Origin of the sequence: Streptomyces sp. HUAS TT11, assembly GCF_051553595.1 — a bacterium.
Classification (GTDB): domain Bacteria; phylum Actinomycetota; class Actinomycetes; order Streptomycetales; family Streptomycetaceae; genus Streptomyces.
This window is the reverse complement of sequence record NZ_CP196184.1, coordinates 5,858,306-5,872,785: the sequence shown is the minus strand read 5'-3', so window position 1 is coordinate 5,872,785 and position 14,480 is coordinate 5,858,306. Positions and strand designations below refer to the sequence as shown.

Below are 14,480 nucleotides of genomic sequence, written 5' to 3'. Positions count from 1 at the left end.
TGGTCACCTCTCCTTCTGCAGTACGGACAGCGCAGCGATGAGTTCGGCCTGGGGCTCGGCGTGCACACCGAGGGCGTCGAGGGGGGCGAGGCGGCGCTCACGCTCCGTGCGCAGCGCACGGTCGAGATACTCGGACAGCAGTCGTGCTCCGCGGTCGCGCAACCGCAAGGCACCCTGGGCGCCGATCCGTTCGGCGAGTTCCTCGCCCGCCGCCCCCGCGCGGCGCCCGCCGAGGAGTGCGGTGGCGACGAGGGCGGACACCACCTCGGTGTCCGGAGCGACGCTCTTGTCGATGTCGCGGACCGATTCCTCGGCGTACTCCTCGAGGACACGCCGCCAGCGTCGTACCGCCATCCCGATGCGGTGCTCGGCGTTCTCCAGGGCCGGATCCCGATTGGTCAGCTCGGCTGCCTCGGCGGCCGGTTCCCGCCGCCAGGCCTCGTCGACGCGCTCGTCGGCGGCCGTGACGGCGCACAGCAACAGGGAGCCCAGGCTCTCGACGAGGGCGTCCAGCAGCTCGCCCGCGGTGCAGTCCAGCGGATAGCTGTGCCACCTCTTCAGGGCGTCGCCGGCGAGCACGGCTCCCGAGTCCAGGCGACTCCGCACGCGCGCGTACTCGCCGTCGTAGGCCGTGTCGACGGCAGCGGTGAGCCTCAGTGCCGCCGCGTACTGTGCGGCGGTCGCGCCTGCCAGTTCGGGCAGCCGCGACTTCAGCGAGTCCAGCACGCCGTGCGCCGTACGCCCCACAGCCACCTCCCGGGCGGCGGGATCGCTCACCTGGAGGGTGAGCCAGGCCCGCAGGGGCGCGACGGCGGTGGCGGGCAGCAAACCGCCACCGCAGGCGGACTCGGGCAGCTCGGGCACGGTGAAGCGCGGCACGGATCCGAGTCCGGCCTTGGTGAGCAGGGCTCCGTACTGCCGCGACACCTCGGACACCACCTGGTGCGGCACCCGGTCGAGCACCGTGATGAACGTCGCCCGGTGTTCCTTGGCGGTCCGCAGCAGATGCCACGGGACGGCGTCGGCGTACCGCGCGGCGGTGGTGACCAGGACCCAGATGTCGGCGGCGGTGATCAGTTCCGCGGCGAGCATCCGGTTGTCGGCGACCAGGGAATCGATGTCGGGCGCGTCCAGAAGGGCGAGCCCGCGCGGGAGCGTGTCGGCGGTCTCGATGCGCAGCAGCCGCTCCTCGCGCCCGGCGACCCCCTCGAGGTCGTCACCGGTCTCCTGATGCGGCACCCAGACGCGGGTGAGATCGGGCAGTACGCGCATACCGCTGAACCAGTGGTGATCTTCGGGATGGCAGACGAGCACGGGAGTACGCGTCGTGGGCCGCAGTACGCCCGCCTCACTGACCTTGCGCCCCACGAGCGAGTTCACGAGGGTCGACTTGCCCGCTCCGGTGGAGCCCCCGATGACGGCCAGCAACGGCGCTTCAGGCTCTCTCAGCCGGGGCACCAAATAGTCGTCGAGTTGCGCGAGGAGCTCGTCGCGGTTCGCACGCGCGCGTGGAGCCCCCACCAGGGGCAGCGGGAAGCGTGCGGCGGCGACACGCTCACGCAGAGCGGAGAGTGCGTCGAGCAGCTGAGGCCGTACGTCCAAGGTCACCACATGCGAAGAATGCCCGCTTTTGTTGGCTTTATGAAGCATATGTGCGTTCCTGCGCGCCGACAGGACACAAGGGACGGAAGGCGCGACTGGGACGCAGGCATAACGAGTGCACAACACCCGGGGCGCCAGGCGTCAAAAGCGATGCAGGATTCGCACTTGCCTGCGATTATCGGACCGCTTCACTGAACCTCCACATCGAGCCACGGAGGTGAAGCACCAGGGACGAGGAGCGGAGAGCCCTATCCTTGTCCCCGGCAAGGTCACGGAACGGCCCACACCCGGGCACCACGACAGGCCACCACACCGGCCCCCGTAGCTCAGTGGATAGAGCAGGCGCCTTCTAAGCGCTTGGCCGCAGGTTCGAGTCCTGCCGGGGGCGCCACTGAGAGCCCTCCCTCCGGGAGGGCCTTTTTGCTGGTCAGGGCGGGTTCGGCCCGACACGGTGAAACCCCGGGTGCTCCCCCAGCGATCAAGGGGAGGCTCGGGGGCTGTCCGGCTGTCACCGGGTTTCTGCGGGTGGCCGTGTCGAATACGTGTCGAAGTTCCCGGCCGGAGGTCAGCCGGCGCCCGGCACCTCAGGGAGGTCGCCCGCGGCTTCGAGCCGCTGTTTCAGGTCCGGCAGCTGCCCGTCGATGCAACGGGCACAAGTGGACAGGAGCACGACGACACTGTTCCGGACCCACTCAGCCACCCGGGCGGGCGGGATGCCGTCGCTGAGCCACTTCGTGAGGCGCGTGTTCCGGTTGTCGTACACGCACCGCCCGGTGGGCGAGTCGAACATGTGCGGGGCAGCACGGCCCTATGCGCGCTGCGCCACGCCCGACGGATGACGGAACCGGCGAGGATGCCGCCGTTCTCATCTTGAAAGAGCAGATCACCCGGCCTGAGCTGTTCGTCCGCGATGTGCTGCCGCAGGATGCGTGTCAGGGCGGGATGCCCCGGCACCGTGCGTGTTTCACCCTCCGCACGACCTTTCAGCTCGCGTGGTTCGTGGATCTCCCCCGGGTCGGTGCACTGCTTGCCGACCTCCGGGGTCGCCGTGTGGATCAGCAGCTCGCACCACTGGTCGTCAGCGTCGGGCTCGGGCAGGGTCACGTCAGCCACACGCATGGCCACGGCTTCCTCGGGTCGTGGGCCGCAGGCCGTTCGGGAGCTTGATGCAGCGCGGCGCGCGGCGTCCGGCCCGCCAGTCGTAGAAGGTCGAGCGGGAGACGGCCAGTTCCTCGCAGACCTCCGCGAGAGTGAGCATGGTCCGTCGCGGCCGCCTGAGCCGGTCGATCGCCCGCTCGATGGTGTCGTGTTCCTGGTACCGGTCTTCGTCGAAGCCGGGGGGCCGTCCACCCCGTGAGCGGCCCAGCGTGGGCGGACCACGTAGCGGCGGAGGCTGAGCAGTCGCGCGGCCGGTGAGCCGGTCCCGTACGGATGCCTGCGGTTCGCCTCGGTCTGCTGGGCATCCGGCCCGCCAGGCAGTGAGTGACGCTGACTACAAAGTCACCGTTCGTCATCTTTATAGCGCCCCGACCAGGGGAAACAGAAACGGGGCCGGTCGCCGCCCGGGCGCGCTGAGCGCCTGCTTCGCGCCAACTCCGCGCCGCGCGGACGCTGCCCCAGCGCGTTCCAGCCACTCGCCGAGGCTTCTGGCTCTCGCCTGAACGCGACGATCCGTCAACCGCAAGGTTGACCAAAAAATGATCTAGCCGGGGGGTGCGACGATCTTGAATCATCTGCATGGCCATGTCATCCATTGACTTTCACATGACGACTTGAGGGTTGACTATGAAGATCAAGAGTGGTCTGAAGGCTAGCCTGGCAGCTGGCGCCTTGGTCATCGCGGCTGCCACCCCGGCGCTGGCGACCATCACCTACCCTGCGGAGGGCGGCACCTGGGACCACGGAGCCGGAACGGCGATCGTGTGGTCGGACTACTACCACGGGAGCAAGTGCCACGGCTCGACCGCCGTCGGTAAGTACATCGACAGTGACGAGGCAGCCAGCGGCAGCTGGTCCTTCGCGCAGGCCGACGTGGCGCTGTCGGGGAACAAGGCCTACTACAACACCTCTTGCTGATGCGGGCGGGCCTGCCCGCCCGCTGACCACAGGGTGAGCGGGTCGCCCGCGGACGCAGACGCCAGGTCTCGCGCGGACGGCCCGTCACCTGTCTGACTCTGCCCTTCCGGAGCCGCGCTCCCCGATCCCGGGTCGTTCATGCTGCACCGAAGTATCAAGTTCGTTCACGCCGCTGTGCTGGTGTTCTCCGCAGTACTCGCGTTTCTGTTCATCCGAGACCTCGATGGGCGTTGGGCCATGGGGCATTCAGCTGTCGTATGGGTGACGGATTCGAACGGTGCGACCAGCGGTGCGCAGGTCACCCACGTGCTGACGGAGTTCGCCGATACCCACCGGGCGACAATCGCCCGTGAGACCCCCGATCTCAAGGCGCCGTACAGCCGTCGACACCTCTATCTCACCGCCGGCGGGCCCCGCTCCGACTGGCTGCGGGACGGCTACCCCGCGTTCGACCGCGACTACAGCACCGAGGTGCACCCCATCGCCGAACTCGGCAATCGCGATCCCCGCGGCTACTACTACGTCTTCGGACCGGACCAAGCCGCCGGTGAACTCGTCCAGGTCCTGGCAAGCCTCGGATTCGAGGCCGCGGTGTACCACCCCTACTCCATCGACCAGTTGACTCCGGTCTACAGCGGCAGCGCTCTTCTCCGCTCCTTCTTCATCGTCGCCCTGGCCGTCGTGACGATGACAGGTGCCGGCGTCATGCTCAGCGCCAAGGCGTACGGGGTCCAACGGCTGCAGGGCAGAAGTTTCGGGCGGATACTCCTGCGGGACTTCCGTCAGCTGGCCGTCTTCTGGATGGCCGCACTCCTGGTCGTGACCGCCCTGGTCCTCCTTCTGCTGGCTTGGTACAACGGGCTGGCCTGGATCGGGACCTTCGCTCTCGTGGCCTTGGGGTTCGCCGCCGCGCTGGGCCTCGTCGCCCTGACGGCCCACGCGATCGTCCTCCAGCTGACCTTCCGGGCCGAGCTGCTGCGCGCCCTCAAGGGTGAACTGCCCACCCGTACCGCTTCGGTGAGCACCTACCTCGTACGGATTCCCGCCCTGTTGCTCGCGGTGGGCATCACGGGTGACGTCGTCCTGGCTGGCCAGAACATCATGGCCCGTGAATCAAGCATCCAAACGTACCGCGAGATCGGGGACACGACGGCGCTCGCTCTCAACGGCAGTGTCGCAAGCGAGAGCGGCTTGAAGGCGCTCACCGATCAGGTAGGGGGGTGGCTGCGCCAGGCGGACAAAGACGGACAGGTTCTTGTCGTCGGACACCGGCATTTCCGGGATTCCGCCAACCGGGCGGCACTCCCCGACCGTGATCTTCTTCTGGTCAACGAGTCCTATCTCGCCGCGCAGCCGGTCCTCGACGCGGGCGGTCGGCCTCTTCCCGAGACAACAGCCGACCGCACCCGGATACGGCTGCTGGTGCCCAAGGGTCTGAGCCGTTACACCGACCGGCTCGCCGCCATGGTCCCGGAGACATTGAACCCGAACGAACCGGGCAAGGTCCCCGGCAAGCGGGTATCCGCTGTCTCCATCGAAGACGATCAACGTCTCTTCACCTACAACCCCCGAGGTCGGCTGCAGCGGAGAACCAACCCGGATGCGGACGAGTCCTTCGTACAAGATCCCGTTCTCATCGTCTTTCCCGACGGGTCTCCCTACATGAGTGACCGTGGGTACATGTCCTATGCCTCGCAGCAGAGTCTCGTCTTCAAGGCCCCGGACGATGTCACGGCCGGAATCGCGAAGTACCACCTGGAGACCTACGTCACCGGCATGAGCCCGGTCGGCCAGAACGCCGCCCTCAACCTCCGGGACCTCGTCGCCGACTTCAGGCTTCAGCTCTTCAACCTGGCGGTAGCGATATCGGTCCTGCTCATCACTGGCGTGGGAGCGTGCATCGTCCATGCCCGGAAGAACGCACAGGCCATCTTCGCCCGGCACATCAGCGGCTGGCGGTTCCCCGTCACCCACCGCTCTCTCCTGGCCTTGGAGGGTGTCCTGGCCGTTCTTCTCGCTGTCTGGATGCCGTTCCAGATATGGCGGGAGAACCAGCAGAACCTTGAGCGGGCCGCCCTGGGAGCGGCGCGGCCCACTGCCCTCATTGAGATCACCGGCCTCGATCTCACCGCCAACGCCCTGCTCGTCGCCGTCGAGGTCACGGCGGTTGTCGTGGCACTGGCGGTCTTCCACCGCCGGATCGTCAAGGAAGGGGCGGCAGAAGCATGACATCGCACCGTTCTCCCGGAGCCAGCGCATGATCAAGATCGAAAACCTCGGCAAGTCCTACGGCCCCCGAACCCTCTGGTCCGGCCTGGACTTCACCGTCCAGCACGGTCAGTTGCTTGCGCTGGTCGGTCCGAGTGGCTCCGGCAAATCGACCCTGCTCAATTGTCTCGGGCTTCTTGACAGCCCCAGTACAGGAGCGATCCAGCACGAGGGCAAGGACATCACGGGTTTCGGACCGGGCGCCGCCCGGCGCTACCGGCGCGACGTCCTCGGCTATCTCTTCCAGAACTACGCCCTCATCGAGAACGCGACGGTCGCCGCCAACCTCGAAGTAGCCATGAAGCCGCGCAGGAAGCGAGGAGGCTCCCCGACCGTCGCCGACGCCCTCAAACGTGTCGGGCTCGACGGCCGTGAGAAGGAGCAGGTCCATAGGCTCAGCGGCGGCGAACAGCAGCGCGTTGCGCTCGCTCGCCTCATCGTCAAGGAACCGGCCCTCGTCCTGGCCGACGAACCTACCGGCGCCCTCGATCACGAGAACACCACCCTGGTGGTGGATATTCTCCGCACGATGAGTGACGACGGCTGCGCCGTGGTCATCGCCACCCACAACGACGCCGTCCGAGACCGCTGCGACACCGTACTGACTGTCGGAAGTGCGACGGAGCCGGGGCCCGTCAAGAACAAGGAGCACGCATGAAGATCCGTCTCGGCTGGGCTGTACCGCTCGGGCTGATCGTCCTCGCCGCCATCGCGGTCTTCGCCGTCTACGGCACACACGCATTCACCCTCGCGGGTCGGATCGCAGAGACGGTCTTCTGACGGCACAGAGCCCGGGTGCGTGGTGCGAAGTGATCCGGGGCCGCCGCAGTCCTACACGCACCTGCGGAGCCGGGGTGGGCACGGGGCTGCCGCCGCCCACCCCGGCTGGCAGCGATGCCGGGGCGGACGATCTGGACGGTGTCCAACACGCTGAAGCCGCCTCGCCGTACGGACTGACGGGGCGGCTTCGTAGCAGGGGGCGGCACGGCTACTGCGCCGGTTCGGGGCGGACCGCGCAGACCACCTCGCCCGTCAACGACACCCTCAAAGGCCGGCTCGGCCTGGAACGGCACGGCGGCCGCACACCCGGTGACCGGGCAGTCCGCATCCTCCAGCGACTCCTCGCCCTGACCGCCGCTGCATGGCACAACCACCACACCGGCCGGCCCGTCCCGCGGTCCCTGACCGACTACGACCACCAACCCTTGGAATCAGTCATCCAGTCACGTCGACAGCAGAGAAGACCTGGCCGCCTTCGTTCGTTGCGTCGCAGTCACTCCGAGGGCGGAAGCTTGTGGGAGAACGCGGGCCTTCCGAGCTTTCTGGAAGCCCTGGCAGGCTGGATCGGCGACGCAGACGGCTGGTACACCAACAGCGGCCTGGAGATGCCGTCCGGCGGTGACTGGAAGTTCTTCGCGCGAGCTCTGCAAGCGGCGACCGTGTACGAGTAGACCGAGCCGGGTCGAATGCGTGTCGAAGACCAGTCGACGGGACATCAAGTGCAGCAGAAGACCCGGGTCAGCGGGGGTGTGGTATCCGTCCCGCCAGGCGCCTTCCAAGCGCTTGGCCGCAGGTTCGAGTCCTGCCGGGGGCGCCACTGAGAGCCCCCCCCGGGAGGGCCTTTTTGCTGGTCAGGGCGAGTGCGGCCCGACACGGTGAAACCCCGGGCGCTCTCCAGGTGATCAAGGGGAGACGCCGGGGCTGTCCGGCTGTCACCGGGGTCTCGCGGGTGACTGTGTCGAGTACGTGTCGAAGTCTTCGTCTGAGGGAATCAGCCGGCGCCGGGCAGCTCGGGGAGATCCGCGGGCGCTTCAAGTCGCTTCTTCAGATCGGGAAACTGCCCGTCGGCGCACCGGGAAGGGGTGACCAGGAGTACCGGGACACCGTTCTCGGCCCTCTCGGCCGCCTGGGCGGGCGGGAACCGTCGTTGAGCCACTAGGTCAGGCGCGTGTGCCGGTTGCCGTACACGCGCCTCCCCGTGGGCAACCCGAAGACGTGTATCTCCGGGGTCGCCGTATGGATCAACAGCCCGGACCACGGGTCGTCGGCTTCGGGGTCGGGCGGTGTCACGTCCTGCACACGCATGGCTACGGCTTCCACTGGTCGCGGACCGCAGTAGTGCAGCGTGGCGAAGAAGGCGTGCAGCCGCTTGCCTCCGCGAGGCCTCCGACGGATGTCTCGACGCTCAACCAGGCAGCCTCACGTAGCGTTGCCGGGGTTCAGAGGTGGTCGGCCACCTCTCTCCGAGGTCCATCCCATGGCTTCCGTTCGGCTGCATGATCGATTCCTCCTTCTCAGCGCAGTTGCTCGGCCAGTCCGACGATGATGCCCTCCGGGCCGCGGAGGTAGCAGAGCAGATAGCTGTCCTCGAACCGGGCGATCTCGCCGACGAGTTCGGCGCCGTGCGGGCGCAGGCGGGCAACGGTGTCCTCGATGTCGTCGACGGCGAACATGACGCGGTGTGTGCCCAGAACGTTGTGCGGCCGGTTGCGCGGCCCGGCGCCGATCACCGCGGGGTTGCGGTACTTCGCCAGCTCGAGCCGGCTGTGACCGTCCGGGGTCCGGACCATCGCGATGTCACAGCGGACACCCTCGAGTCCGGTGCACTGGTCGGCGAAGGGGCCCTCGACCTCCGCCCTGCCCTCCAGCTCCATCCCGAGTTCCACGAAGAACGCGATGGCGGCGTCCAAGTCCTCGACGACGATGCCGACGTTGTCCATCCGCTGAATCGCCATGCTGGTTTCTCCTTCTTCCTCGTACGGCCGGTGGTGGCCACTGATATCCCTGGGACGGAGCCGGTGTCACGTTCTCGACAGGATCAGAGCAAGGATGCTCAGCCAGACACCCGGCAGGAGCGGCCGCAGCCAGTGGACGTTGCCATCCCTGGAGCATCAGGTCAGAAGGGTTGCGCCGACGATCACACCAGGCGCCTTCCACGTACTTGACCGCAGGTGCGAGTCCCTCGGGGGCGCCGCCGGGGGCCTTCCCTTCAGTGGGCCGGAGTACAAGACCGTCCGTCGACAGCGGTCAGCGGCTCAGGCCGTGTTTGTGGAGCGCGGCCGACGCCCGGAAGCGGATGCGCCCACACTGCTCACGATCTTCCTCCGGAGTGTCCTCGGAGCAACAGCACCGGGATGCAAGCCAACGAAGATCCTCGGCGTCCAGCCACAGTGGGACACGCCCTCTCGCCCTCTCGGCTTCCGCATCCGTCGGTTTGATCTCAGGCACGAGTCGCAGCCTAGCCGTGCCCCTGCACCGCCGGTCCTACGGGATGCAGCGGGGTCTCGCGGAAGAAACGGCGGCGCCGATCGTGCCCCGGCCCACGTCGGGGAGTCGCTGGGCACAACCGGGGGACGCGCGGCCCTGCCGGTCGCAAGAGCAAGAGCGGCTCAACAATCGGGCGCGGCGATGCGGGCATCCGCACCCTTTGTGCCACGAAGGCAATTGCGCCCCTGCCGTTCCTCTCCGGCGAGGACGACCGTGTCGTGCCGCCGAAGGTCCGGATGTCCAACGCCAGGCATTACAAGGCGGAGGGCACCCTCACCGAGGTCAGGGTGTTTCCCGGGCGCTCCCGCCTGACGGCCGTCCAGGACGGGTGGCAGGAGATCGCCGACCACGCCCTCGACCGAGCACTCGCGCACTCCTGAGACGGCGGCCGAGGCCACTGCCGCGGCACTGTCACAGAATCAACCACTATTCGGTCATTCGACACAAAAGGGGCACAACGTTGAAGCCCCGTACCGTCGGCTTTCCCAGACCTCCAGGGCGGCACTCGATGACCACGACCAGCCTTGACGCAGTGACACTCGGCAAGCAGCTGAACGCGTCGGACATATTCGACACGGCCATCGCGCTGCTCGACGAGCGGGGGACGGTCGTCGCATGGACACACACCGCCGAACGACTCCTCGGGCACTCCGCCCGGGACATCGTCGGCCGGTCCGCCGCACTCGTGCTGCCCTCACTCGAGGAGGCGACGCCGACATCGGCGTTCGTGGAGCGGTGCCGCGCCGAGAACGGCTGGCCGGGAGCGACGGCGGTGCGCCGCCGGGACGGCCGGGTGCTCGACGTCAATGTGCGGATCACGGCGTTGCACGGCCAGGACGGGTCCGCGCGCTGGCTCGCGTCCATGACCGACGTGGGTATGCCGTCCGGGGACGCGGTGGACGGATCGGTGCGGGGACCGCTCCTCGCCGGCACGCCGATCGGCGTCGGCATTCGGGACCGGCAGCTGCGGTCCATCTACGTGAACGATGTTGCCGAGAGCCATGACGGCCTTTCCCGTGACCGTCGCCTCGGACGTCGGTTCACCGACGTACTGCCCGGTGCCAATGCCGAAACGATCGAGGCGGTGATGCGGCAGGTCCTCCGGAACGGCACGACCAAGATCCACGAGTACCGGACGTGGCTGCCGACGAGCCAGGGCGCCGAGAAGCCGTTCGTGGTGTCCTTCCAGTGCCTCCAGGGCGCGGACGGCGCATCGCTGGGGGTGTGCGTCATCAGCGCCGACGTCACCACCAGCTGGCAGGCCCGCGAGCGCCTCGCCGTCCTCGGCCGGGCCAGTGCGCGTCTGGGCAGCACCCTGGACGTGATGCAGGCCGGCCAGGAACTGGCCGACCTCGCCGTGCCCCTGCTCGCCGACTACGTCGCCGTGGACCTGGAGCAGTCGGTCTCGTTCGGGGAGGGACCCCCGGTCGGCATCAGTGCGACGGGCGGTCCTCTGCCCGCTTTCCGGCGGGCGGGCCTGGCCTCGATCCACCAAGGTGTCCCGGAATCACCGTGGATGCGCGGCGAGCCGGTCGACGTGCCTGCCGCCTCACCTTTCACCGCGGTCCTGCGAGCGGGGAAGTCCCGTCTGGAGCCGGTCCTCGACACCGCTTCGGGCACCTGGGTCGACAACATCCCGGAACTGGCACACCACATCCGCGAGAACGGCATGCACTCGATCATGATCGTGCCCATCCGCGCACGCCGCGCCCTGCTGGGCGTCGCCCTGTTCGCCCGCACCACCGATCCCGAGCCGTTCCACAAGGTCGATCTGCTCCTGGCCGAAGAACTCGTCCGCCGCGCCGCCCACTCGTTGGACAACGCCCGCCAATACGCAAGCAAACATGCCGCCGCCCTCACCCTGCAACGCAACCTCCTGCCCCGCCGTCTGACGGGAGGTACAGCGGTCGAGGTGGCATCGCGGTACCTGCCCGCGGACGTGGACCACGGGGTCGGCGGCGACTGGTTCGACGTGATCCCGCTGTCCGGCGCACGAGTGGCACTCGTCGTCGGTGACGTGGTCGGACACGGCCTCCACGCCGCCGCGACCATGGGCAGACTCCGCACCGCCGTCCACACCCTCGCCGACATGGAACTGCCCCCCGACGAACTGCTGGCCCAACTCGACGACACGGTCCAGCGACTGGGCGAGGAGGACTGCGATCTCCCGGACCCGCCCATCGCGGTGACCGGCGCCACCTGCCTCTACGCCGTCTACGACCCCGCCACCCGCCGCTGCACCATGGCATCGGCCGGACACCCCCCGCCCGCGATCATCGACCCGCAAGGCCGGGTCTCCTACCCGGACCTCCCCACCGGGACCCCGCTCGGTGTCGGACTGGGCGAACCGTTCGACTCGGTGGAGCTGGAGCTGGCCGAGGGCAGTGTCCTCGCCCTGTACACCGACGGCCTGATCGAGACCCGCGACCACGACATCGAAGTGGGAATGCACCGCCTGGGCACCGCCCTCGCCCAGCCGGACCGAACCCTCGACGACCTCTGCGACATCGCCACCCGGACCCTTCCCGACCGCACTCCCTGCGACGACGTCACCCTCCTCCTCGTCCGGACCCGCTCCCTCAACCCCGGCCGGGTGGCAACCTGGGCCCTGCCCCGCGACCGATCCGCCGCCGGCCACGCCCGCGCCCTGGCAGCACACCAGCTCACGGAATGGGGCCTGGAAGACCTCGAGGACGCCACAAAACTGATCGTCAGCGAACTCGTCACCAACGCCGTACGCCACGGCACCGGCCCGATCGCACTCCGACTCCTCCGCCACCGGGTGCTGACCTGCGAAGTGTCCGACACCGCCGCCTTCATCCCGCGTCAGCGTCGCGCACGCACCACGGACGAGAACGGCCGCGGCCTCTCCCTGGTCACCAACCTGTCCCGAAGGTGGGGAGCACGATCGACGTCGGACGGCAAGGTCGTCTGGGCCGAACAGGACCTCCCCCACACGTCCGCACGCCGACCGGTGGCCGCCTGAGTCGAACCCAACGATCTCGCGAAAACCGGCTTCGCAGGAGTGTCCGGCACATCTCCGACCCACGCTGTGCCGCCGACGTCCTGTGCCGGGCTCCACGAGTGAGAGGCGTAGAGGCGTAGAGGCGTACGAGAGGAGATCCACGCATTCGCTCCGGAGCCGTGCGCGTTCGGGTGAAAGTGCCGAAGCCGGGGTCACCGCGGGTGGGGTGGGCACGCGCGGCGGAGCCGTCACGGCCCCGCTGCCGGTTCCCGCCGGTCCTGCGGCGACGTCATGCCGCCGGCCGGCCTGTCGCGGAAAATTCGGGCCGCGCGATCCATGTGCGCCCGTGGTCAGGGCCGTTGCCGGTGCCAGTACTCCGTCCAGCCCGGATCGAAGTCCGGATGTTCCTTCCACTGCTCCGCGATCCGCGTGAGCGCGCTGAAGGGCTTGTACGCGGGTCCGCCTTCGTCCAATTCCAGTTCAGCCATGCCATGCAGGTAGCGGACGGCGAAGTCCAGGGATGTGGCGACCGGGGCGTATCGGGGATCGTCCGTCACCAGCAACGGGGCGAGCCTGTCGCTGATGAAGGAAAGAACCTTCGCGAAGTCGTTCTTGGTCGGGGCCGACGGCGGCATGTGGGACTCGCTGGTCATGCGCCGAGGTTATCCGCGCACCGGCAGCGCCCGGCTCGACGTGCTTGTCCTGAAGCCGTCCGGCGTATGCCGAAACGCTTCCCACCCTGCATACGAAGTCCGCACTTGAGCGATCGGGGCGAAGAGCTGACCGGGGAGCCGCCGTGCCTCGTCGAGCCGTCCACGTTCGTCGGCGACTCGGGCGGGCAGCGCCGGACCGTACGGCATGCTCCGGCCGGGGCGGCTCAGGGCAACTGGACGTCGGTTTCCACGCTCGTCCCGTGGTGGGCGCGGATGAGTGCGATCACGGTGTCGGCCGTGCGGTCCAGGTAGCTGCGGCCGTCGGGCAACCGTGTCGTCGGGTTGATGTAGCTGCGCGGCCCCACATGCGTGGCCGGTTCGAGCCGATGCTCGGTGATCTTCCCGGCGCGGCGGGCGCGGTTCCATGCGCTTGCGCGCAACAGCCGCCAGCGCTGAGGGAAGATCCAGGTGCCGACCCGCTCGATCCGGTCGCACTTGCTGGTCAGCCGGTGCAGGTGCTCGGCACGGCCGATGTCGTTGGCGCCGTTGTGGAAACCGCCCAGCGTGATCAGTAGGAGTGGGGAGCCCAGCTGCGCGCGCAGTTCGTCCACCGCGCCGGTGGCGACCTGGGCGCCGCCGCTGTAGCTGAGCAGCACGACCGGGATGCCGCTGTCGGGCCGGTAGCCGGCGAGCCGGAGCTGAGTGGCGATCTGCGAGCCCAGGGCCCGGTTGTACAGCGGACGGTACCGGCTGTCGGCGGCCACGAAGATCTGCATGACATTGTGGAGGAAGAGCAGCAGCCCGACGCGGCGGCGCAGCCACGCCCACACCGGCCTGTCGGCGAGCGGGTCGGCCAGCGGGGAGTACGGCAGCACCTGACCGAGCACCCGCAGCTCCGGCGCTCCGCGGAGCAGAGCCTTCACCAGCCGGCCCCCGTCCCGGCTGTCACGGACGCGGCGTTTGCCGATGCCGTCCAGGTAGACCAGGTAGGCGTCAGGGGGGTCGCCGGGCTCCGCGCCCCGGGCGTAGGGCACGCCCTTCGGGAGCTCGGTGACGGGGGTCCGCCAGGCCGCGCCGTAGGCCAGCACCTCGTGGCGCGCCAGCAGGGCTTCGGCGAGCAGAGCAGGGCCGATCACACACACCCAGACGAGAAGATCGTTCATACGATCGCCTCCCATGCCGTCGTGGCGCTGATCCTCACGACCGAGCGCCGCACGGCCTCCACAGCGGCTCCGAGTCCGGCCCCGGCGAGGGCCACGCAACCGGCGGAGCCCCATCGGCCCAGGTCGGTCGCCGCGGCGACCGGCCCGACCAGACCGGCTCCGACCCCGACCAGGAGCAGCAGGTGGAGCGCGGGCCCGAGCAGAGGAAACGCAAGGACGGCGCAGAACACCAGCGGGGTGACCAGGCCCGGTGTCCATGCCAACCCGGTGCCGGTCGCCGGGGAGGACTGCACGAGTTCGGCCAGGCTCCACGCGGTCAGCGGCCACAGCGCGAACAGTGCGCCCTCGACGAGGCCACAGGCCAACAGCAATCCGGCCACCCGGGTCCGTGACCTGCCCGGGCGGCGCACCACCAGGGGCAGGATGCGCCCGGCGGCCTCCGACACCCCGGCGAGCAGCAGCAGAACGGCGACGACGAGTGGCACC

13 protein-coding genes, 1 tRNA gene and 1 pseudogene are annotated in these 14,480 nt (G+C 68.7%); 9 read left to right on the top strand and 6 right to left on the bottom strand.

Going from position 1 to position 14,480, the window contains the following annotated elements; all coding sequences use genetic code 11:
* Positions 1 to 3: 3 nt before the first annotated feature.
* Positions 4 to 1,611, bottom strand: coding sequence for a dynamin family protein (locus tag ACSHXN_RS26240; RefSeq protein ID WP_355138921.1), 1,608 nt, complete (start codon positions 1,609 to 1,611; stop codon positions 4 to 6).
* Positions 1,612 to 1,917: 306 nt separating this feature from the next.
* On the opposite strand from ACSHXN_RS26240, the gene ACSHXN_RS26235 reads away from it, so the two are divergent.
* Positions 1,918 to 1,993: transfer RNA gene (locus tag ACSHXN_RS26235), tRNA-Arg, on the top strand.
* A gap of 714 nt (positions 1,994 to 2,707) precedes the next feature.
* Here the strand turns inward: ACSHXN_RS26235 and ACSHXN_RS26230 are convergent.
* Entirely contained in the window at positions 2,708 to 2,860 is a 153-nt protein-coding gene (locus tag ACSHXN_RS26230; RefSeq protein ID WP_355138925.1) for a helix-turn-helix transcriptional regulator, read from the bottom strand.
* Positions 2,861 to 3,387: 527 nt separating this feature from the next.
* Between ACSHXN_RS26230 and ACSHXN_RS26225 the strand changes: the two genes are divergently transcribed.
* The 6 genes and pseudogenes from ACSHXN_RS26225 to ACSHXN_RS26200 all read left to right on the top strand — a co-directional run bounded on the left by ACSHXN_RS26225 (position 3,388) and on the right by ACSHXN_RS26200 (position 7,397).
* Entirely contained in the window at positions 3,388 to 3,678 is a 291-nt protein-coding gene (locus ACSHXN_RS26225) for a lactococcin 972 family bacteriocin (RefSeq protein ID WP_059130951.1), read from the top strand.
* A 261-nt stretch (positions 3,679 to 3,939) separates the two neighbouring features.
* Entirely contained in the window at positions 3,940 to 5,907 is a 1,968-nt protein-coding gene (locus tag ACSHXN_RS26220; RefSeq protein WP_438303811.1) for a bacteriocin-associated integral membrane family protein, read from the top strand.
* A 28-nt stretch (positions 5,908 to 5,935) separates the two neighbouring features.
* Complete coding sequence (locus tag ACSHXN_RS26215; protein WP_438303810.1) at positions 5,936 to 6,604, top strand: ABC transporter ATP-binding protein; 669 nt, start codon at positions 5,936 to 5,938, stop codon at positions 6,602 to 6,604.
* Positions 6,601 to 6,726, top strand: a complete 126-nt coding sequence (locus tag ACSHXN_RS26210) for a hypothetical protein (protein ID WP_267889283.1) — start codon at positions 6,601 to 6,603, stop codon at positions 6,724 to 6,726. The genes ACSHXN_RS26215 and ACSHXN_RS26210 overlap by 4 nt, the downstream gene beginning before the upstream one ends.
* Positions 6,727 to 6,962: 236 nt before the next feature.
* Positions 6,963 to 7,145, top strand: a pseudogene (locus ACSHXN_RS26205) (IS982 family transposase); the annotation flags it as partial.
* A gap of 6 nt (positions 7,146 to 7,151) precedes the next feature.
* Positions 7,152 to 7,397 (top strand): DUF7660 family protein, encoded by a 246-nt coding sequence (locus ACSHXN_RS26200; RefSeq protein WP_438306501.1) that lies wholly within the window; start codon positions 7,152 to 7,154, stop codon positions 7,395 to 7,397.
* An 843-nt stretch (positions 7,398 to 8,240) separates the two neighbouring features.
* Here ACSHXN_RS26200 and ACSHXN_RS26195 read toward each other — a convergent pair.
* Complete coding sequence (locus ACSHXN_RS26195) at positions 8,241 to 8,681, bottom strand: VOC family protein (RefSeq protein WP_355138933.1); 441 nt, start codon at positions 8,679 to 8,681, stop codon at positions 8,241 to 8,243.
* A 750-nt stretch (positions 8,682 to 9,431) separates the two neighbouring features.
* Here ACSHXN_RS26195 and ACSHXN_RS26190 point away from each other — a divergent pair.
* Together ACSHXN_RS26190 and ACSHXN_RS26185 are read left to right on the top strand one after the other, a co-directional pair.
* Entirely contained in the window at positions 9,432 to 9,593 is a 162-nt protein-coding gene (locus ACSHXN_RS26190) for a hypothetical protein (RefSeq protein ID WP_438303809.1), read from the top strand.
* A gap of 128 nt (positions 9,594 to 9,721) precedes the next feature.
* A complete protein-coding gene (locus ACSHXN_RS26185; protein ID WP_438303808.1) occupies positions 9,722 to 12,199 on the top strand; it encodes a SpoIIE family protein phosphatase in 2,478 nt (825 codons plus the stop codon).
* Between the two features lie 329 nt (positions 12,200 to 12,528).
* Here ACSHXN_RS26185 and ACSHXN_RS26180 read toward each other — a convergent pair whose 3' ends face one another.
* From ACSHXN_RS26180 to ACSHXN_RS26170, 3 genes are all read right to left on the bottom strand, one after another.
* Positions 12,529 to 12,831 (bottom strand): hypothetical protein, encoded by a 303-nt coding sequence (locus ACSHXN_RS26180; protein ID WP_355138939.1) that lies wholly within the window; start codon positions 12,829 to 12,831, stop codon positions 12,529 to 12,531.
* Between the two features lie 224 nt (positions 12,832 to 13,055).
* Positions 13,056 to 13,994, bottom strand: coding sequence for a hypothetical protein (locus tag ACSHXN_RS26175; RefSeq protein ID WP_355138941.1), 939 nt, complete (start codon positions 13,992 to 13,994; stop codon positions 13,056 to 13,058).
* Positions 13,991 to 14,479, bottom strand: coding sequence for a hypothetical protein (locus tag ACSHXN_RS26170; RefSeq protein ID WP_355138943.1), 489 nt, complete (start codon positions 14,477 to 14,479; stop codon positions 13,991 to 13,993). The genes ACSHXN_RS26175 and ACSHXN_RS26170 overlap by 4 nt, the downstream gene beginning before the upstream one ends.
* Between the last annotated feature and the right edge of the window lies 1 nt (position 14,480).

Bases quoted from the DNA above. Each gene is read 5' to 3' on its own strand.
- ACSHXN_RS26230 (WP_355138925.1), bottom strand. From the start codon at position 2,860: ATGCTCACTCTCGCGGAGGTCTGCGAGGAACTGGCCGTCTCCCGCTCG.
- ACSHXN_RS26225 (WP_059130951.1), top strand. From the start codon at position 3,388: ATGAAGATCAAGAGTGGTCTGAAGGCTAGCCTGGCAGCTGGCGCCTTG.
- ACSHXN_RS26215 (WP_438303810.1), top strand. From the start codon at position 5,936: ATGATCAAGATCGAAAACCTCGGCAAGTCCTACGGCCCCCGAACCCTC.
- ACSHXN_RS26210 (WP_267889283.1), top strand. From the start codon at position 6,601: ATGAAGATCCGTCTCGGCTGGGCTGTACCGCTCGGGCTGATCGTCCTC.
- ACSHXN_RS26195 (WP_355138933.1), bottom strand. From the start codon at position 8,681: ATGGCGATTCAGCGGATGGACAACGTCGGCATCGTCGTCGAGGACTTG.
- ACSHXN_RS26185 (WP_438303808.1), top strand. From the start codon at position 9,722: ATGACCACGACCAGCCTTGACGCAGTGACACTCGGCAAGCAGCTGAAC.
- ACSHXN_RS26180 (WP_355138939.1), bottom strand. From the start codon at position 12,831: ATGACCAGCGAGTCCCACATGCCGCCGTCGGCCCCGACCAAGAACGAC.
- ACSHXN_RS26175 (WP_355138941.1), bottom strand. From the start codon at position 13,994: ATGAACGATCTTCTCGTCTGGGTGTGTGTGATCGGCCCTGCTCTGCTC.